The sequence below is a fragment of the Streptomyces sp. CAI-85 genome, assembly GCF_013363615.1.
GTDB classification, from domain to species: domain Bacteria; phylum Actinomycetota; class Actinomycetes; order Streptomycetales; family Streptomycetaceae; genus Streptomyces; species Streptomyces antibioticus_B.
This window is the reverse complement of sequence record NZ_JAANNX010000081.1, coordinates 1-18,834: the sequence shown is the minus strand read 5'-3', so window position 1 is coordinate 18,834 and position 18,834 is coordinate 1. Positions and strand designations below refer to the sequence as shown.

At 71.3% G+C, this 18,834-nt stretch carries 19 protein-coding genes; 1 reads left to right on the top strand and 18 read right to left on the bottom strand.

From position 1 onward, the window contains the following. The 5 genes from carA to pyrR form a co-directional block, all read right to left on the bottom strand. Positions 1 to 874 (bottom strand): glutamine-hydrolyzing carbamoyl-phosphate synthase small subunit (gene carA / locus G6W55_RS34305; protein ID WP_175524569.1); only part of this gene is annotated, 874 nt, incomplete at its 3' end. Continuing rightward, positions 871 to 1,443, bottom strand: a complete 573-nt coding sequence (locus G6W55_RS34300) for a hypothetical protein (RefSeq protein WP_175524568.1) — start codon at positions 1,441 to 1,443, stop codon at positions 871 to 873. The genes G6W55_RS34300 and carA, both read right to left, overlap by 4 nt. Continuing rightward, complete coding sequence (locus G6W55_RS34295) at positions 1,440 to 2,726, bottom strand: dihydroorotase (RefSeq protein WP_175524567.1); 1,287 nt, start codon at positions 2,724 to 2,726, stop codon at positions 1,440 to 1,442. The genes G6W55_RS34300 and G6W55_RS34295 overlap by 4 nt, the downstream gene beginning before the upstream one ends. A gap of 5 nt (positions 2,727 to 2,731) precedes the next feature. Beyond that, positions 2,732 to 3,712 carry an aspartate carbamoyltransferase catalytic subunit gene (locus G6W55_RS34290; protein WP_030785865.1) on the bottom strand — a complete coding sequence of 327 codons (981 nt, stop codon included), beginning with the start codon at positions 3,710 to 3,712 and terminating at the stop codon, positions 2,732 to 2,734. A 101-nt stretch (positions 3,713 to 3,813) separates the two neighbouring features. Beyond that, a complete protein-coding gene (gene pyrR, locus G6W55_RS34285) occupies positions 3,814 to 4,377 on the bottom strand; it encodes a bifunctional pyr operon transcriptional regulator/uracil phosphoribosyltransferase PyrR (protein WP_030785868.1) in 564 nt (187 codons plus the stop codon). 253 nt (positions 4,378 to 4,630) lie between these two features. On the opposite strand from pyrR, the gene bldD reads away from it, so the two are divergent. After that, positions 4,631 to 5,131 (top strand): transcriptional regulator BldD, encoded by a 501-nt coding sequence (bldD, locus tag G6W55_RS34280; protein ID WP_030785871.1) that lies wholly within the window; start codon positions 4,631 to 4,633, stop codon positions 5,129 to 5,131. Between the two features lie 197 nt (positions 5,132 to 5,328). Here bldD and nusB read toward each other — a convergent pair whose 3' ends face one another. The 13 genes from nusB to G6W55_RS34215 all read right to left on the bottom strand — a co-directional run bounded on the left by nusB (position 5,329) and on the right by G6W55_RS34215 (position 18,584). After that, on the bottom strand, positions 5,329 to 5,763 hold the full coding sequence (nusB, locus tag G6W55_RS34275; RefSeq protein ID WP_175524566.1) for a transcription antitermination factor NusB: 435 nt from the start codon (positions 5,761 to 5,763) through the stop codon (positions 5,329 to 5,331). A gap of 2 nt (positions 5,764 to 5,765) precedes the next feature. After that, entirely contained in the window at positions 5,766 to 6,332 is a 567-nt protein-coding gene (efp, locus tag G6W55_RS34270; protein WP_030785876.1) for an elongation factor P, read from the bottom strand. A gap of 52 nt (positions 6,333 to 6,384) precedes the next feature. Next, positions 6,385 to 7,494 carry an aminopeptidase P family protein gene (locus G6W55_RS34265; protein WP_175524565.1) on the bottom strand — a complete coding sequence of 370 codons (1,110 nt, stop codon included), beginning with the start codon at positions 7,492 to 7,494 and terminating at the stop codon, positions 6,385 to 6,387. 253 nt (positions 7,495 to 7,747) lie between these two features. Next, positions 7,748 to 8,677 (bottom strand): Pro-rich N-terminal domain-containing protein, encoded by a 930-nt coding sequence (locus G6W55_RS34260; RefSeq protein ID WP_175524564.1) that lies wholly within the window; start codon positions 8,675 to 8,677, stop codon positions 7,748 to 7,750. Positions 8,678 to 8,867: 190 nt separating this feature from the next. Beyond that, positions 8,868 to 9,962 carry a 3-dehydroquinate synthase gene (gene aroB / locus G6W55_RS34255; protein WP_175524563.1) on the bottom strand — a complete coding sequence of 365 codons (1,095 nt, stop codon included), beginning with the start codon at positions 9,960 to 9,962 and terminating at the stop codon, positions 8,868 to 8,870. Further along, complete coding sequence (locus G6W55_RS34250) at positions 9,959 to 10,474, bottom strand: shikimate kinase (protein WP_175524562.1); 516 nt, start codon at positions 10,472 to 10,474, stop codon at positions 9,959 to 9,961. The genes aroB and G6W55_RS34250 overlap by 4 nt, the downstream gene beginning before the upstream one ends. Next, positions 10,471 to 11,655 carry a chorismate synthase gene (gene aroC, locus G6W55_RS34245; protein ID WP_175524561.1) on the bottom strand — a complete coding sequence of 395 codons (1,185 nt, stop codon included), beginning with the start codon at positions 11,653 to 11,655 and terminating at the stop codon, positions 10,471 to 10,473. The genes G6W55_RS34250 and aroC overlap by 4 nt, the downstream gene beginning before the upstream one ends. A gap of 197 nt (positions 11,656 to 11,852) precedes the next feature. Continuing rightward, entirely contained in the window at positions 11,853 to 12,707 is an 855-nt protein-coding gene (locus tag G6W55_RS34240; RefSeq protein WP_175524560.1) for a shikimate dehydrogenase, read from the bottom strand. Continuing rightward, on the bottom strand, positions 12,688 to 14,520 hold the full coding sequence (gene mltG / locus G6W55_RS34235; protein WP_175524559.1) for an endolytic transglycosylase MltG: 1,833 nt from the start codon (positions 14,518 to 14,520) through the stop codon (positions 12,688 to 12,690). The genes G6W55_RS34240 and mltG overlap by 20 nt, the downstream gene beginning before the upstream one ends. A 124-nt stretch (positions 14,521 to 14,644) precedes the next feature. Then, on the bottom strand, positions 14,645 to 15,109 hold the full coding sequence (gene ruvX, locus G6W55_RS34230) for a Holliday junction resolvase RuvX (protein ID WP_030785898.1): 465 nt from the start codon (positions 15,107 to 15,109) through the stop codon (positions 14,645 to 14,647). Positions 15,110 to 15,117: 8 nt separating this feature from the next. After that, positions 15,118 to 17,790 carry an alanine--tRNA ligase gene (gene alaS, locus G6W55_RS34225; RefSeq protein WP_175524558.1) on the bottom strand — a complete coding sequence of 891 codons (2,673 nt, stop codon included), beginning with the start codon at positions 17,788 to 17,790 and terminating at the stop codon, positions 15,118 to 15,120. Then, positions 17,790 to 18,134, bottom strand: a complete 345-nt coding sequence (locus tag G6W55_RS34220) for a hypothetical protein (protein ID WP_030785903.1) — start codon at positions 18,132 to 18,134, stop codon at positions 17,790 to 17,792. Before G6W55_RS34220 ends, alaS begins: the two co-directional genes overlap by 1 nt. A 9-nt stretch (positions 18,135 to 18,143) precedes the next feature. Continuing rightward, positions 18,144 to 18,584 carry a DUF948 domain-containing protein gene (locus G6W55_RS34215; RefSeq protein ID WP_175524557.1) on the bottom strand — a complete coding sequence of 147 codons (441 nt, stop codon included), beginning with the start codon at positions 18,582 to 18,584 and terminating at the stop codon, positions 18,144 to 18,146. Positions 18,585 to 18,834 lie beyond the last annotated feature (250 nt).

The window sequence follows — 18,834 nt, the reverse complement described above, 5'->3', positions numbered from 1 at the left end:
CCGGCTGGTTGATGCCGCGGTGGCCGTACTTCAGCTTGTAGGTGCCGAAGCCGAGGGCGCGGCCGAGGATCTGGTTGCCGAAGCAGATGCCGAACAGCGGGGTCTTCCGCTCCAGGACGGCGGTCATCAGGGCGACCGGTCCGTCGGCGGTGGCGGGGTCGCCGGGGCCGTTGGAGAAGAACACGCCGTCGGGGTTGACGGCGTAGACGTCGTCGGCGGTGGCGGTCGCGGGCAGGACGTGCACCTCGATGCCGCGCTCGGCCATGCGGTGCGGGGTCATGCCCTTGATGCCGAGGTCGATCGCGGCGACCGTGAAGCGCTTCTCGCCGATCGCGGGGACGACGTACGCCTCCTTGGTGGCGACCTCCTCGTAGAGGCTGGCGCCCTTCATCTGCGGCTGGGCCAGCACGCGCGCGACGAGATCGGCCTCGGGGGCGACGGCCTCGCCGGAGAAGATGCCCGCGCGCATGGAGCCGCGCTCGCGGAGGTGGCGGGTGAGGGCGCGGGTGTCGATGCCGGAGATGCCGACCACGTCCTGCCGCTCCAGCTCGTCGTCCAGCGACCGCTTGGCGCGCCAGTTGGACGGCACGCGCGCGGGGTCGCGCACGACGTATCCGGAGACCCAGATGCGGCCGGACTCGTCGTCCTCGTCGTTCCAGCCGGTGTTGCCGATCTGCGGGGCGGTCGCGACGACGATCTGGCGGTCGTACGACGGGTCGGTCAGGGTCTCCTGGTAGCCGGTCATGCCGGTGGAGAACACCGCTTCCCCGAAGGTCTCCCCCACGGCCCCGTAGGCGCGGCCGCGGAAGATCCGGCCGTCCTCCAGGACGAGTACGGCGGGAACCTTGGTGGCCCCCCTGGTGGAGGTGGTCATCGTGCGCCTTCCGTCGTTTCCGTCTTTTCGATCATGGAGTTGATGGCGGTGACCCACTCGGTGTGCTCCGCCGCGCGGTCGGAGCGGAAGCCCGAGTCGAGCAGCCGGTCGCCGTGCGCCCAGGTCACCACCAGCAGGCCGCCCTCGGTGAGGACCTTGCCCGCGATGCCCTTGCCGAGCAGGGCCTCGCGCAGTGCGGCGGCGGGGATGAAGAAGTCGGTCGCGCCGGGGCGTACGACGTCCAGGCCCGCGTCGGTGAGCGTCAGCTCGACGCGGCTGCGGGTGCCCAGGCCGTGCGCCACGATGCGGTCGAGCCACTGTCCCGCCGTGGTGGAGCCGTGGTAGCGGCCGCTCATGCTCAGTCTCGCCGGGCCGGGCTCGTCCGGCGCGGTGGGGAGCTCGGGCAGGTCGCCCTGGAGGGTGCCGCGCCACTTCCAGCCCTCGCGCATCAGCCAGTAGACGAGCGCGATGAACAGCAGCAGACCGACGACCCAGCCGGCGCGTGCCGCCCAGTCGGTCACTTCGGCCGACTTCCGGTCGGCCGCGAGCAGGAGTGCAGCAGATGTCACGTGAGCTTCCCGTCGACGAGCGTGGCCTTGCCCCGGAGCCAGGTGTGCGTCACACGGCCCGGCAGCTCACGCCCCTCGTACGGGGTGTTCCGGCTGCGCGAGGCGAAGCCCGCGGGGTCAACGGATCCACGGTATGCCGTGTCCACGAGCGTGAGGTTGGCGGGCTCACCTGCCGAGACGGGGCGTCCGTGGCCGCCCGCCCGGCCGATCCGCGCGGGGGCGAAGGACATCCGGTCGGCGACCTCGGCCCAGGTCAGCAGGCCCGTGTCCACCATGGTGTCCTGGACCACCGACAGCGCGGTCTCCAGGCCGACCATGCCCATGGCGGCCGCGGCCCACTCGCAGTCCTTGTCCTCGTGCGGGTGCGGGGCGTGGTCGGTGGCGACGATGTCGATGGTGCCGTCGGCGAGCGCCTCGCGCAGGGCGAGCACGTCCCGCTCGGTGCGCAGCGGCGGGTTGACCTTGTAGACCGGGTTGTAGGTGCGCACCATCTCGTCGGTGAGGAGCAGGTGGTGCGGGGTGACCTCGGCGGTGACGTCGATGCCGCGGGACTTGGCCCAGCGGACGATCTCGACCGAGCCGGCGGTGGAGAGGTGGCAGATGTGGACGCGGGAGCCGACGTGCTCGGCGAGCAGGACGTCCCGGGCGATGATCGACTCCTCGGCCACCGCGGGCCAGCCCCCGAGGCCCAGTTCGGCGGAGACGACGCCCTCGTTCATCTGGGCGCCCTCGGTCAGCCGGGGCTCCTGGGCGTGCTGGGCGACGACCCCGCCGAACGCCTTCACGTACTCCAGGGCGCGCCGCATGATCACGGCGTCGTCCACGCACTTGCCGTCGTCGGAGAAGACGGTGACGCCGGCGGCCGACTCGTGCATGGCGCCCAGTTCGGCGAGCTTGCGGCCCTCCAGGCCGACGGTGACGGCGCCGATCGGCTGCACGTCGCAGTAGCCGTGCTCACGGCCCAGACGCCAGACCTGCTCGACCACGCCGGCGGTGTCGGCGACGGGGAAGGTGTTGGCCATGGCGAAGACGGCCGTGTAGCCGCCGGAGGCGGCCGCGCGGGTGCCGGTGAGGACGGTCTCGGAGTCCTCGCGGCCGGGCTCGCGCAGATGCGTGTGCAGATCGACCAGACCGGGCAGCAGCACGCGCCCCGCGGCCTCGACGACCTCGGCGCCCTCGGCGTCCAGGTCCTGGCCGACCGCGGCGATCGTCTCGCCGTCGATCAGGACGTCCTGCGGCTCGCCGCCGAGCACCTTCGCACCGCGGATCAGGATCTTGCTCATCGTGGTCACTTCTCCTCGGTGGTGCGGGCGTGGCTGACGGCGGGTTCGTTGCCGCCGAGCAGCAGATAGAGCACGGCCATCCGGATGGACACGCCGTTGGCGACCTGCTCGACGACGGTGCAGCGGTCGGAGTCGGCGACCTCGGCGGTGATCTCCATGCCCCGCACCATCGGGCCGGGGTGCATCACGATGGCGTGCTCGGGCATCCGCGCCATCCGCTCGCCGTCGAGGCCGTAGCGCCGGGAGTACTCGCGCTCGGTGGGGAAGAACGCGGCGTTCATCCGCTCGCGCTGGACGCGCAGCATCATCACGGCGTCGGACTTCGGCAGGGTGGAGTCGAGGTCGTAGGAGACCTCGCAGGGCCAGGTCTCGACGCCGACCGGCACCAGGGTGGGCGGGGCGACGAGGGTGACCTCGGCGCCGAGGGTGTGCAGCAGGTCGACGTTGGAGCGGGCGACCCGGCTGTGCAGGACGTCCCCGACGAGGGTGACGCGCTTGCCGGCGAGGTCCTGGCCGATCCCGGCGTCCCGGCCGATCAGCCGGCGGCGCATGGTGAAGGCGTCGAGGAGGGCCTGGGTGGGGTGCTGGTGGGTGCCGTCACCGGCGTTGATGACGGCCGCGTCGATCCACCCGGAGGTGGCCAGGCGGTACGGGGCCCCGGAGGCGCCGTGCCGGATGACGACGGCGTCGACGCCCATGGCCTCCAGCGTCTGCGCGGTGTCCTTCAGGGACTCGCCCTTGGAGACGCTGGACCCCTTGGCGGTGAAGTTGATGACGTCCGCGGAGAGGCGCTTCTCGGCGGCCTCGAAGGAGATGCGCGTACGCGTGGAGTCCTCGAAGAACAGGTTGACGACCGTGCGGCCGCGCAGGGTCGGCAGTTTCTTGATGGGCCGGTCGGCGACCCGGGCCATCTCCTCGGCGGTGTCGAGGATCAGGACGGCGTCGTCACGGGTGAGATCGGCGGCCGAGATGAGATGACGCTGCATCTGTCAGGCTCCGTAAGGCAGATCGAGAGATTCAGGAGATTCCGGGCAGGCAGGGGCACGGCGAGGGGACGTACGGCCCGAGGGGGCCGCACGCGCGCGTGCTACTGCCGGGCGGTCGGCTTGGCGCCGAGCAGCACGGTGTCGCGACCGTCCTCCTCGGCGAGCTGGACCTTGACCGTCTCCCGCAGCGACGTGGGGAGGTTCTTGCCGACGTAGTCGGCGCGGATGGGCAGTTCGCGGTGGCCGCGGTCGACGAGGACGGCGAGCTGGACCGCGCGCGGGCGCCCGATGTCGTTCAGCGCGTCGAGGGCGGCGCGGATGGTGCGGCCCGAGAAGAGCACGTCGTCCACGAGGACGACCAGCCGGCCGTCGATGCCGTCACCGGGGATCTCGGTGCGGGCCAGCGCACGCGGCGGGTGCATGCGCAGGTCGTCGCGGTACATCGTGATGTCGAGGGAGCCGACCGGGATCTTGCGGTCGGTGATCTGCTCCAGCTTGGCGGCGAGCCGCTGGGCGAGGAAGACGCCGCGGGTCGGGATGCCGAGGAGCACCACGTCGTCGGCGCCCTTGGCGCGCTCGACGATCTCGTGGGCGATGCGGGTCAGTACCCGCGCGATGTCGGGGCCTTCGAGAACGGGCCGCGCATCGGACGCTTGAGTGTCCATACGAAGAGGACCTCCTTCTCCGCCTCACGGGACGGACCTTAAAGGACGTCGGGTTTGCGCCATCCACGGTAGCAGGCCGGGGCGACGCCCCTGATCACCCCCTTGGCGTAATCAGCCATCGCGGGCACGGAAGAGTCGGTGTGGACCATTCGGCTTGACGCAGCAGAATCACGCTGCGTAACCTCACAGTGAGTTACCAGCCGCGCGGCACGGAACCAAAGCCAGTAGCGTCGACCCAATGCCGGGGAGCTATATGTCCAGCGAATACGCCAAACAGCTCGGGGCCAAGCTCCGGGCGATCCGCACCCAGCAGGGCCTTTCCCTCCACGGTGTCGAGGAGAAGTCCCAGGGACGCTGGAAGGCGGTCGTGGTCGGTTCGTACGAGCGCGGCGACCGTGCCGTGACCGTGCAGCGTCTTGCCGAACTGGCTGATTTCTACGGCGTACCCGTGCAGGAACTGCTGCCGGGCACCACCCCGGGCGGCGCCGCCGAGCCGCCGCCGAAGCTGGTCCTCGACCTGGAGCGGCTGGCCCATGTGCCGGTCGAGAAGGCGGGCCCCCTCCAGCGCTACGCGGCGACGATCCAGTCCCAGCGCGGCGACTACAACGGCAAGGTGCTCTCGATCCGCCAGGACGACCTGCGCACCCTCGCCGTCATCTACGACCAGTCGCCCTCGGTCCTCACCGAGCAGCTCATCAGTTGGGGCGTGCTGGACGCGGACGCGCGCCGCGCGGTGTCCCACGAGGAGAACTGAGCACCGTAGGGACTCAGCAGAAACGTGCCGCCGGGGTGGCCGGAACCTGAGGGTTCCGGCCACCCCGGCGGTGTTTCCAGGGGCCTGTGGGGCTCCTGGGACCAGGAGCGGGCGCTCGGGGCCCCGGGGAGCCTCGGACACGCCGGAGGGCCCGCAGCGTGCTGCTGCGGGCCCTCCGGCGTGTCGTTCCGGCGCTTCTACGCCTCGTCGCGGCGCAGCGACGGCTTGAGCTCCTTCAGCCGGCCGAGCAGGCCGTTGACGAACGAGGGCGACTCGTCCGTGGAGAACTCCTTCGCGAGCTGCACCATCTCGTCGAGGACGACGGCGTCCGGGGTCTCGTCGACCCAGATCAGCTCGTAGGCGCCCAGCCGCAGGAGGTTGCGGTCGACGACCGGCATCCGGTCGAGCGTCCAGCCGACGGCGTACTGGGAGATCAGCTCGTCGATCCGCCGCGCGTGCCCGGCGTAGCCCTCGACGAGCTGCATGGTGTACTCGCTGACCGGCGGCTGCCGGGTGTCGGCCCGGGAGAGCCGCACCCAGTCCGCGAGGACCGTCAGGACATCGGCTCCGCGCTGGTCGCCCTCGAAGAGGATCTGGAAGGCACGCTTGCGGGCCGTGTTGCGGGCAGCCACGGTTAGCTGTTCACCCGGCCGAGGTAGTCGCTGGTGCGGGTGTCGACCTTGATCTTCTCACCGGTGGTGATGAAGAGCGGGACCTGGATCTGGTGGCCGGTCTCCAGGGTGGCGGGCTTGGTGCCACCGGTGGAGCGGTCGCCCTGGAGGCCCGGCTCGGTCTCCTGGATGACCAGCTCGACGGCGGCCGGCAGCTCGACGAAGAGCACCTCGCCCTCGTGCTGGGCGACGGTGGCGGTGAAGCCCTCGACCAGGAAGTTGGCGGCGTCGCCGACCGTCTTGCGGTCGATCATGAGCTGGTCGTACGTGTCCATGTCCATGAAGACGAAGTACTCGCCGTCCATGTACGAGAACTGCATGTCGCGCTTGTCGACAGTGGCCGTCTCGACCTTGACGCCGGCGTTGAAGGTCTTGTCGACCACCTTGCCGGACAGCACGTTCTTGAGCTTGGTGCGCACGAAGGCCGGGCCCTTGCCGGGCTTGACGTGCTGGAACTCGACGACGGACCAGAGCTGGCCGCCTTCGAGCTTGAGCACCAGGCCGTTCTTGAGGTCGTTCGTGGAAGCCACGGTTGCGGAATCTCCTGGACTGACGTGGACGACCCCGGGGGCACGCACCTGCCTAGAGGGCGAGCAGCTCCTTGGTCGTGATGGTGAGTAGCTCGGGTCCGCCGTCCGCCTCGGGGCGTACGACGAGCGTGTCATCGATCCGGACGCCGCCCCGGCCCGGGAGGTGGACCCCCGGTTCGACGGTGACCGGCACGCAAGCGTCCAGTTTACCCATGGCCGCGGGGGCCAACTGCGGGTCCTCGTCGATTTCGAGTCCGACGCCGTGCCCGGTGAGCGCCGGAAGGCCCTCGTGGTACCCGGCGGAGCCCAGTACCTGGCGGGCCGCGCGGTCCACGTCACGGTAGGCGGCGCCCGGTACCAGGCTCTCCCGTCCGGCGCGCTGGGCGGCGAAGACCAGGTCGTACAGCTCGATCTGCCAGTCGGCGGGAGAGGTGCCGATGACGAACGTACGGCCGATCTCGCAGCGGTAGCCGCGGTAGGCCGCGCCCAGGCAGACGGAGAGGAAGTCGCCCTCCTCCACCCGCCGGTCCGTGGGCCGGTGCCCGCGGCGGCCGGAGTTCGGGCCGGTGGCGACGGAGGTGGGGAAGGCGGGCCCGTCGGCGCCGTGGTCGACGAGCCGTCGCTCCAGCTCCAGGGCGAGATGGCGTTCGGTACGGCCCACCAGGATGGATTCCAGCAGCTCGCCGAGGGCCTGGTCGGCGATCTCGGCGCCGATCCGCAGACAGGAGATCTCCTCCTCGTCCTTGACGACCCTGAGCTGTTCCACGGCGGTGCCCAGGTCGGCGACGCGCAGCCGGGGGACGACCGAGCGCAGTTCGCGGTGGCGGGCGACGGTGAGGTGGTGTTCCTCGATGGCGAGGGAGTCGCCGCCGGGACGGGCCGTCAGGAGGTCGGCCGCCGCGACGGCCGGGTCGCCGCCGGGACGGGACAGGAGGTGGACGCGCAGGCTGTCGTCCGGGCGCTCCTCACCGGGGCGGTCGTCGGGCGGGCCGGGGCAGACGAGGACGTCCTCCCCTTTGCCGAGGAGCAGCACGGCGCCGCGCGGGGCGGCTCCGGCGAGGTACCTCACATTGGCCGGACTGGAGACGAGCGCTGCCGCGTTGCCGGCCGCGGTGCAGCGTTCCCTCAGGCGGGTTCGGCGAGACGCGTACAGGTCTGACATGAGTCGAGCGTAGGAGCCATGCCCGGATTGTGCCGGTTGGGAGGGGCCGAGTGGGGTGCCCTGCCGGCGTTTCTCCGGGCCGGACTCACCCCTCGGCCGGACTCACGACTCGGGCGGGATCATCCCTCGGCCAGGCTCACCACTTGGCAGGGCTCACCGTCCCGGCCCGGATCGCCGCTCGGCCAGGCTCACCTCGGCCGGACTCACCTCGGCCACGCTCACCCACCCTGCCGGACTCAGCCTTCGGCCGGGTTCACCACTTCGGCGGGCTTGCGATCGCTCTGGCCAGCACCTCGTCCAGGACCCGTGCGGTCGACGGGACGTCCAGCGCGGTGTTGTCGATGATCGGCAGGCCCGAGCCGTACCACCCGGCCATCCGGCCGTGGATACGGGCGACCTCCTCGTCGGTGAGACGGCGGTTGCCGGAGCGTTGCGCGTTGCGCTCCAGGACGACCTCCAGGCCGGGCAGCAGGACGACCGGCAGAAGCCCCGGGCCGACGTGGCGCTTCCAGCCGCCGAGGCCGACGGCCGGGCGGTCCGGGAAGATCGCGTCGTCGAGGATGCACGAGATGCCGTTGGCCAGGAAGTTGCGGGCGGCGAAGCCGCAGGTGCGGCGGGCCAGCCGGTACTGGGCCTCGGAGTGGTCGTTCCACCCGCTCTGCGGGTCGGCGAAGCCGGAGCGGACCCATTCGCGGACGTCGTCCAGGCTGATGTGGGCGGTGGGCACCCGGCGGTGGTCGGCCCAGAACTTGGCGACGCTGGTCTTCCCGGCGCCCGCGGGCCCGATGAGCAGCACGGCGAGGGTGGTGGCGCCCGGGTCGGGGGCGGTCGCGGCGGGCGGCATGCTGGGCATGGGGACCGGACCGCCCGGGGGCAGCGGAAGGTGCCCGGTGACCTCGGTGCCGGAGGAGCCGGGCGGGTGGGACGCGTGCGACGGTCCGGGCGGGGCCGGCGGAACGGGCGCGTGCTGCGGAGCCGGGGGCGGCGGGACCGGGGGCACCGGTGGCTGCGGCGCGGGCGGCACCGGGCCCGAGGGGGCGCCGACGAAGCCCGGTGGGGGCGGGGGCGGGGTGCCGCCCGGCTGGTGCGGCCCCGGCAGATGTGCGGCCGACGACCAGCCGACGGCCGGACCGTGCCCCGGCTGGTGGGGCGGCGGCAGCGGAGAACCCACTGCGTGCTGCATCCGGTGCCACTCCGTCTCGTACAGGCGATGGGCGCTGACGACGGGAACGTATGCCCCCGTTTTCGATTCTGAACGGTACCGCCCCCGACCGTCGTTTGGTGAACGGCCGGGGGCGGCCCGAAGTGCCCGGTGTGCCCGGCGAATCGGGCGGAAGGGGAACCTGGGGGACGTAGTGTCCTCCTGCTCGGGCCTACTGTCCGACTTCCCCGTAGGCGGCGAGCAGCACCGCCGGGTCGGGGCCCTCCAGGACGGTCGGCTTGGCCAGCCCGTCGAGGACGATGAACCGCAGCAGATCGCCGCGGGACTTCTTGTCGACCTTCATGGTCTCCAGCAGCTTGGGCCACTGGTCGTACCGGTAGAACAGCGGCAGCCCGACGGACTCCAGGACCGTACGGTGCCGGTCGGCCGTGGCGTCGTCCAACCGGCCTGCGAGACGGCCCAGTTCGGCGGCGAAGTGCATGCCGACGGAGACGGCGGCGCCGTGGCGCCACTTGTAGCGCTCGTTCTTCTCGATGGCGTGCGCGAGGGTGTGGCCGTAGTTGAGGATCTCCCGCAGCCCGGACTCCTTGAGGTCGGAGGAGACGACGTCCGCCTTGACCTGGATGGAGCGCTCGATCAGCTCGGCCGTGTGCGGTCCGGCCGGGGTGCGCGCGGCCTCCGGGTCGGCCTCGATGAGGTCGAGGATCACCGGGTCGGCGATGAAACCGGCCTTGATGATCTCGGCGAGCCCGGAGACGTAGTCGTGGACCGGGAGGGAGTCCAGCGCGGCCAGGTCGCACAGGACACCGGCCGGCGGGTGGAAGGCGCCGACGAGGTTCTTGCCCTCGGCGGTGTTGATGCCGGTCTTGCCGCCGACGGCCGCGTCGACCATGGCGAGGACGGTGGTCGGGACGGCGATCCAGCGCACGCCGCGCAGCCAGGTGGCGGCCACGAACCCGGCGAGGTCGGTGGTGGCGCCGCCGCCGACGCCCACCACGACGTCGGTGCGGGTGAATCCGGACTGGCCGAGCGCCTTCCAGCAGTAGGCGGCGACCTCGGCGGTCTTGGCCTCCTCCGCGTTGGGCACCTGGATGGCGACGGCCTCGTAGCCCTGTTCGGCCAGGTCGGCGCGGAGCGCGTCACCGGTCTCGGCGAGCGCCTCGGGGTGGATCACGGCGACCCGCTTCACGCGGTCGCCGATCAGCCCGCCGAGTTCACCGAGGAGCCGACGGCCGACCAGAACCTCGTACGGCTCCGAGCCCGCGCTGCCGCCGACCCTGATCCGTGTTACCGACTCGCTGCTCATGCGTCCTTCAACTCCAGTGCGTCCAGGGCGACTCGGGCGACCTCTTCGGCCGTACGGCCGTCGGTGGCCACCACGGCCGTGGCGACGCCCTCGTACAGGGGGCGGCGGGCGTCCATCAGTTCGCGCCACTGCTTGCGCGGGTTGACCGCGAGCAGCGGGCGGGCGACGCCCAGGCCGGTGCGCCGCACGGCCTCCTCGACGTCCATCGACAGATAGAGCACCCGCTGTCCGGCGAGCAGGGCACGCGTGTCCGCGTCCAGGACGGCGCCGCCGCCGAGCGCGAGGACGCCGGTGTGCTCGCCGAGCGCGCGGGCCACGGCCTGCTTCTCGAGCGCGCGGAAGGCGTCCTCGCCCTCGTCGACGAAGATCTCCGCGATGCTGCGGCCCTGCTCGGCGACGATGTCGTCGTCGGTGTCCCGGTAGCCGGTGCCCAGCCGCTCGGCCAGCAGCAGCCCCACGGTGGACTTGCCGACGCCCATCGGCCCGACCAGGACGACCAGCGGCCCGCTCATCGGATGTGCAGGTTGTCGAGGTACGACCGGACGTTGCGGCGGGTCTCGGGCACGCTGTCGCCGCCGAACTTCTCGGCGACCGCGTCCGCGAGGACGAGCGCCACCATCGCCTCGGCGACGATGCCGGCCGCGGGCACCGCGCAGACGTCGGAGCGCTGGTGGTGGGCCTGGGCGGCCTCGCCGGTGACGACGTCGACGGTCTGGAGGGCGCGCGGGACGGTCGCGATCGGCTTCATCGCGGCACGCACGCGCAGCAGCTCGCCGGTGGTCAGACCGCCCTCGGTGCCGCCGGAGCGGCCGGAGGAGCGCCGGATGCCCTCGGGCGTGGTGAGGATCTCGTCGTGGGCCTTGGAGCCCGGCACGCGCGCGAGGTCGAAGCCGTCGCCGACCTCGACGCCCTTGATGGCCTGGATGCCCATGAGGGCGGCGGCCAGCCGGGCGTCCAGCCGGCGGTCCCAGTGCACGTGCGAGCCGAGGCCCACCGGCACGTCGTGGGCGAGCACCTCGACGACACCGCCGAGGGTGTCGCCGTCCTTGTGGGCCTGGTCGATCTCCGCGACCATCGCCTTCGACGCGTCCGCGTCCAGGCAGCGCACCGGGTCGGCGTCCAGCTTCTCGACGTCGGCGGGGGTCGGGTAGACCCCGTAGGGGGCCTTGGCGGCGGCCAGTTCGATCACGTGCGAGACGATCTCGATGCCGGCCGTCTCCTTGAGGTACGACCGGGCGACCGCGCCGAGGGCGACCCGGGCCGCCGTCTCGCGGGCGGAGGCGCGCTCCAGGATCGGGCGGGCCTCGTCGAAGCCGTACTTCTGCATGCCGGCCAGGTCGGCGTGGCCGGGGCGGGGACGGGTCAGGGGCGCGTTGCGCGCGAGGCCCGCGAGGATCTCCGGGTCGACCGGGTCGGCCGCCATGACCTGGTCCCACTTGGGCCATTCGGTGTTGCCGACCATGATCGCGACCGGGGAGCCGAGGGTGAGTCCGTGCCGGACGCCGCCGAGGAAGGTCACCTCGTCGCGCTCGAACTTCATCCGGGCGCCGCGTCCATAGCCGAGCCGCCGCCGCGCCAGATGGTCGGCCACCATCTCCGTGGTGATCGGCACGCCGGCGGGAAGGCCCTCCAGCGTCGCGACAAGTGCGGGACCGTGGGACTCCCCCGCGGTCAGCCAACGCAGCCTGCTCAACGATGCTCCTCAGTCTCGCGCCCTGGTACTGCCCTGCGCACGCGTGTCCTCGCGTACGACGTCGACGCCGACCGGGTGCGCGGCCCCGGCCCGCCACCTCCGATCCTCCCACGTCCCGCCCGGTGGACCGGCCCCGGTCCACGAAGCGGACGCGAGGATGTCAGGTGCGGCGCCGCCGGGCGGGCGGCGGCCGGCGGTCAGACCTCGGGGTCCTGCCGCGCGGCCAGGGCCTGTTCGCCCGCCTTGCGCATGACCTCCACCGGGACGGGGGTGCGGCCCGTCATCTGTTCCACCTGGAGCACCGCCTGGTGGACGAGCAGGTCGAGGCCGCTGACGACCGCGCCGCCGAACATGGACCAGCGGGCGGCCAGTTCGGTGGGCCAGGGGTCGTAGAGCACGTCGAAGAGGGTGGTGGGCCGCTCCGGTACGGCGACGGCGAGGGCGTCGGTGGTCCCGGCCGGGGTGGTCGCGACGACCAGCGGGAAGCGCAGGGCCTGCGCCGCGTCCGCCCAGTCGGCGATCCGTACCTCGACGTCGAGCCGCTCGCCCCACTCCCGCATCTCGACGGCCCGCGCCGCGCTGCGCACGTACGCGACGATCTCGCCGGTGCAGATCCGGGACAGCGCGGCCAGGGCCGAGGAGGCGGTCGCGCCGGCGCCCAGGATCGCGGCGGAGCCGACCTGCTCGACGCCGTGCTCGCGCAGTGCGGCGACCATGCCGGGGATGTCGGTGTTGTCGCCGGTCCGGCGGCCGTCCTCGCCGAGGACCAGGGTGTTCACGGCGCCCACGGAGGCCGCCGTCTCGCTGATCTCGTCCAGCAGGGGGATGACCGCGCGCTTGAGCGGCATGGTCAGCGAGAGACCGGCCCACTCGGGGCCGAGCCCGTCGACGAAGCCGGGCAGGGCCGCCTCGTCGATCTCGAAGCGGTCGTACGTCCAGCCGGTCAGCTCCAGCGCCTCGTACGCGGCGCGGTGCAGCACCGGGGAGAGCGAGTGGGCGATGGGACTGCCGAGAACTGCGGCCCGGCGGGCGTCAGTTGCCCCTGCTTGCATTGAACTTGTCCTTGAGCTTCTGGAATTCCGCGGCGGTCCTGGCGAATTCGGTCTTGCTCACACCGTCGGTGGCCACGAAGTAGATCCAGCCGGAACTGGTCGGGTTCAGCGTGGCCTTCATCGCGTCCGCACCGGGGTTGCCGATCGGCCCCGGCGGCAGACCCTTGTTGGTGTAGGTGTTGTACGGGTCCTTGTTGCTGTTGATCTCGGACTCGCTGATCTGGATCTTGCTCTCGTTCCTCAGGTAGTTGAAGGTCGAGTCGAACTGGAGCAACTGGTAGGTCTCGGTGTTCGTCGGCTTGAGCCGGTTGTAGACGACCTCCGCCATCTTGCGGTAGTCGTCCAGCGTCTTGCCCTCGGCCTGGACCAGGCTGGCGACGGTGACGACCTGGAGCGGCCCGTCCAGCTTGAGCTCCTTCGCCTTCGCCTCCAGGTCGTACTTCTCGTAGACCTCGTTGGCCTGGGCGACCATCGGCTTCAGGACCGCCTCGGGCTTCATGCCCTTGGCCGCGGGATAGGTGCCCGGGTAGAGGAAGCCCTCCAGCGGGTCCTTGATGTCCTCGTCGTCGTTCGCCCAGTCGGGCAGGCCGAGTTCGTCGAACTTGGACTCCGCGACCTTCCGGGTGGTGCCGGCGGCGAGGTCGAGCTTCTCGTCGATGATCTTGTAGACCTGGATGTTGCGGTGCCCGGGGTTGACCATCACATTGGCCTGGCTGGCCGGGTCGAGCATCATCTCGACGGCGCTCTCCGCGGACATCTCCTTCTTCAGGATGTACGCGCCCGCCTGGATCTTGTCGCCGTCGGGATTACTCGTGAAGGCGGACACGAACGCGTCGACGCTCTTCACCACCCCGGCCTCCTTCAGGAGCTGGCCGATCCTGGCCCCGCCCGAGCCCTCGGGGACCTGCACGCTCACCGACTGACCGGAGCCGCCGCCCGCGTAGTCCGGGGCCGCGCCGTAACGATTCTGGTAGAAGCTGTAGCCGAGGTAGGTGACCCCGCCCAGACCACCGGCGAACACCAGTGCGACGACCAGGCAGGCGCAGCCGTTGCGGCTCTTCTTGCCCTGGGGACCCTTGCCGTCCTTCGCGCCCTTGCCGCCACGGCCCCGGCGGTCACCGCGGTCACCACGGCCGCCGCGCCCTTCGGACTCGTCCTCGTCGTCGTCCCCGCCGCCCCGGCCGGCCCGTGCGTACCGGTCCTCGTCCTCGTCGTCGTCATCCGCCCCGCCGCCCGCGAAAAAGGGGTGCTCGCCCTGCTCCTCGGGATCCGGGTCCCACTCGGGTTTCCGCTCGGGCTCCGCCCGCGTCCTCGGCTCGGCACCCGGCTCCGGGTGCCGACGGGCGGGCGGCTCGGGCGGCGGATAGGCGTCCTGGGTGCCGTAGAAGTCGGGCTGCTCCGCGCCGTACGCGGCGGCCTGCTGGCCGTACGGGTCACCCGGGTCGGGGGCGTAGGGGACGTGCGCGTGCGTGCCCGTGCCGTCCCAGCCGCCCTCGTGATACCCCTCCTGGTAGCCCTGCTGCTGGGCCTGATGGGCGTACTGCTGATGATCGTAGGACTGCTGCTGCTGGCCGTAACCCTGCTGGTCGTACGACTGCTGCGGGTACTGCTGCTGGCCGTACTGCTGCGGCTGGCCCTGACCCCAGTCGCCGTACTGCGCCTGCTGCTGCGGGTAGGGGTGCTGCTGCTGGCCGCCGTAGGCAGGCTGCTGTCCGGCCATGGGGGCCTGCTGCCCTTCCCATCCGCCGTCCCCGTACAACGGGTCCTCCGGATGCCACGGTTCGGAGCCTGGACCCCGGCCATACTCAGTCATCGATCCCCTAGAGCCGCGAGGCGGCGATCACGCGGCTTGCACGGGCCGGTCATCGTGTCCGCCTCTCTCTGTGCGGCGGCTGTTCGAACACCACCGCATCGCGCGGAACGTTACCGTATCGCGATCAGATGACCACTTCGACGCCCTCGCCCGGTGCTTTGCCTGACACCCGTTCGGATTCCAGCGCCTGCTGAAGGATGATCACAGCGGCTGCCTGGTCGATGACCGAACGGCCCTTCTTGGATTTCACCCCCGAGGCACGCAGTCCCTGACTGGCCGTCACGGTCGTCATCCGCTCGTCCACCAGGCGTACCGGCACCGGTGCGATGCCCTTGGCCAGCTCCCCCGCGAAGGCGCGGACCTTGACCGCGGCCGGGCCCTCGCCCCCCTTGAGGGAGCGAGGGAGACCGACGACGACCTCGATCGGTTCGTACTCCTCGACCAACTGCCGCAGCCGGCGGTGGGCCGCCGGGACGTCCCGGCCGGGGACCGTCTCCACCGGGGTGGCGAGGATCCCGTCGGGGTCGCACGAGGCGACCCCGATCCGGGCGTCCCCGACGTCGATCGCGAGCCGGCGGCCCTTGCGCATGGCCTGGCTCACTTGGCCGTCTCGGCCACGAGCCGCTCGACCGCGTCGACGGCGTCCCCGACGGCGGCCGGGTTCTGGCCGCCGCCCTGGGCGACGTCCGGCTTGCCGCCACCGCCGCCGCCGAGGGTCTTGGCGGCCGTACGGACCAGGTCGCCGGCCTTGAGGCCGCGCTCACGGGCGGCCTCGTTGGTGGCGATGACCGTCAGCGGCTTGCCGTTGTTCACCGTGAACAGGGCGACGACGGCGGCCCGGCTGCCCTGGATGCGGCCGCGCACGTCGAGGACCAGCTTGCGCAGGTCGTCCGGGGTGGTGCCGTCCGGGACCTGTCCGGTCACCACGGCGATGCCGCGGACGTCCTTGGCGGACTCCACCAGACCGGCGGCGGCCTGGAGGACCTTCTCGGCGCGGAACTTCTCGATCTCCTTCTCGGCGTCCTTCAGCTTGCCGAGCATGGCGGAGACCTTCTCCGGAAGCTCCTCCGGGCGGCCCTTGATCAGCTCCTGGAGCTGGGCGACGACCGTGTGCTCCCGGGCCAGGAAGTTGTAGGCGTCGACACCCACGAGGGCCTCGATCCGGCGCACACCGGAGCCGATCGACGACTCGCCGAGCAGCTTCACCAGACCGAGCTGGGCGGTGTTGTGGACGTGCGTGCCGCCGCACAGCTCCTTGGAGAAGTCGCCGATGGTCACCACCCGGACCCGCTCGCCGTACTTCTCGCCGAACTCGGCGATGGCGCCCTGCTTCCTGGCCTCGTCGATGCCCATGACCTCGGCGTGCACGTCGAGATCGCGGGCGAGCACCTCGTTGATCTTCTGCTCGACGTCGGTCATCACGGCCGTCGGAACGGCGGACGGCGAACCGAAGTCGAAGCGGAAGCGGCCGGGCTGGTTCTCGGAACCGGCCTGGGCGGCCGTCGGGCCGAGCGCGTCACGCAGGGCCTGGTGGGTGAGGTGGGTGGCCGAGTGGGCGCGGGCGATGGCCGTACGGCGCCGGCGGTCGATGGAGGCGTGGGCCTTGGCGCCGACGGTCACCTCGCCGACCTGGACGACGCCCTTGTGGACGTAGACGCCCGGGACCGGCTTCTGGGTGTCGCGGATCTCGATGACGGCACCGGTGTCCACCTTGATCCGGCCGGTGTCGCCGATCTGGCCGCCGCCCTCGGCGTAGAACGGGGTGCGGTCCAGGACGATCTCGACCTCGTCGCCCTCGGAGGCGGCCGGGGAGGAGACGCCGTCGACCAGGATGCCGACGACGGTGGTCTCGCCCTCGGTGTCGGAGTAGCCGATGAAGTCGGTCTCGCCGGCCTGGTCGGCGATCTCGCGGTAGGCGCCGGCTCCGGCGTGCCCGGTCTTCTTGGCCTGGGCGTCGGCCTTGGCCTTGTCCCGCTGCTCCTTCATCAGACGGCGGAAGCCGTCCTCGTCCACGGACAGCCCCTGCTCGGCGGCCATCTCCAGGGTGAGGTCGATCGGGAAGCCCCAGGTGTCGTGGAGCAGGAACGCCTTGTCGCCGGCGAGGACGGCGCCGCCGGCGGCCTTGGTCTCGGTGATGGCGGTGTCGAGGATGTTGGTGCCGGCCCGCAGCGTCTTGAGGAAGGCGTTCTCCTCGGCCAGGGCGACGTTCTCGATGCGCTCGCGGTCGGTGACCAGCTCGGGGTACTGCTGCCCCATCATCGCGATGACGGTGTCGACCAGGTCCTTGACGACGGGGCCGGTGGCGCCGAGGAGGCGCATGTTGCGGATGGCGCGGCGCATGATGCGGCGCAGGACGTAGCCGCGGCCCTCGTTGCCGGGGGTGACGCCGTCGCCGATGAGCATCACCGAGGTGCGCATGTGGTCGGTGACCACGCGCAGCGAGACGTCCGAGGCGTGGGCGTCGCCGTAGGCCACGCCGGTCAGCTCGGTGGCCTTGTCGATGACGGCCATGGAGGTGTCGATCTCGTACATGTTCTGCACGCCTTGCAGAATCATGGCGAGACGCTCCAGGCCGAGGCCCGTGTCGATGTTCTTGCTGGGCAGCTCGCCGAGGATCTCGAAGTTGTCCTTGCCGATGCCCTCGCCGCGCTCGAACTGCATGAAGACGAGGTTCCAGATCTCCACGTACCGCTCGTCGTTGACGGCGGGGCCGCCCTCGGCGCCGAACTCGGGGCCGCGGTCGTAGTTGATCTCGGAACAGGGGCCGCAGGGGCCGGGGACGCCCATGGACCAGTAGTTGTCCTTCATGCCGAGGCGCTGGATGCGCTCCTTCGGCACCCCGACGACCTCGTGCCAGATGCGCTCGGCCTCGTCGTCGTCCTGGTAGACGGTGATCCAGAGCTTCTCCGGCTCCAGACCGTAACCGCCCTTGTCCTGGGGGCTGGTGAGCAGCTCCCAGGCGTAACTGATGGCGCCTTCCTTGAAGTAGTCGCCGAAGGAGAAGTTGCCGCACATCTGGAAGAACGTGCCGTGGCGGGTGGTCTTGCCGACCTCTTCGATGTCGGGCGTGCGCACGCACTTCTGCACGCTGGTGGCGCGCGCGAAGGGGGGCTTGACCTCACCCAGGAAGTAGGGCTTGAAGGGCACCATGCCGGCGGGGACGAGCAGCAGAGTCGGGTCGTCCGCGATGAGCGACGCCGAAGGGACGACGGTGTGCCCGCGCTCCTCGAAGAAGCTCAGCCAGCGGCGGCGAATCTCGGCCGACTCCATCAGTGGTCCTCATTCCGGTTGTGCGAGTACGTCGAGCTGTCGAGGTACTTCGGGTGGGTGCGGTTCTCGATGGCGGTGTACCGCCGGGGCGCGGGCAGTTCGGGGTCGTCGCCGATACCGAGGGCGTCCTCGAGTTCGGCCTCCCGCCGGGCCATGTTGTCGCGGACGTCGAGCGCGAAGCCCACCGCTCGGTCCTTGATGCGCGCTCCGGTCTCCAGGGCCTTGTTCGCCGCGGTCGCGGCGAGGCTCTCGGGGGTGAGCTGCTTCAGCTTGCGGTTGACCTTGGTGGTGGCCCAGACCCCGGCGGCGACGCCGGTGGTGAACCAGAAGGTACGGCGGAACATCGCTAGGTCTCAGTCCCTCTTTCCACGGGCGTTCCGCTTCTCCCGCCGGGAGACCGCGCGGCCCACGATCACGGTACGCCGGGGCTCCCGGGCGGGCGTGTCCTCCCGGCGGCCGCCGAGGGCCCGGCGGACGCCGTAGCCGAAGGCGGCGACCTTCACCAGGGGGCCGCCGAAGGTGGAGGCGACGGTCGACGAGAGCGCGGAGGCGTTCGACGTGACTTCCTGGACGTCGGAGGCGATCGCGTCGACCCGGTCGAGCTGGGTCTGCGCGGACCGCACCGTCGCGGAGGCGTCGGCGAGCAGCGGGACGGCCTGGTCGGTCACGTCCGCGACGAGTCTGGTGGTCGCCTTGAGCGTCTGGGCCAGTCTCGCCAGCGCGACGGCGAGGAAGGAGACCAGAATCGCCCAGAAGACGGCCACCAGGATGCCGGCCACCTCTCCACCGGACACTGCGCACCCGCTCCCTGTTGTCCCTGTTGTGTGAACACCTGTCTCTGGAGGCGAGCCTATCGCGCCGACGCGGCCGTTCCGTACCGGATTAGGGCCCGTCGGCGCCGGGGTGTCCGGGTGTGCGAAGGCCCGCCGCCCCCGCCCCGAGGGGCGGACGGACGGCGGGCCTTGAGCGCTGGTGCTACGGCTGCCGAGGGATCAGCGGGCGTAGTACTCGACGACGAGCTGCTCGTCGCAGATCACCGGGATC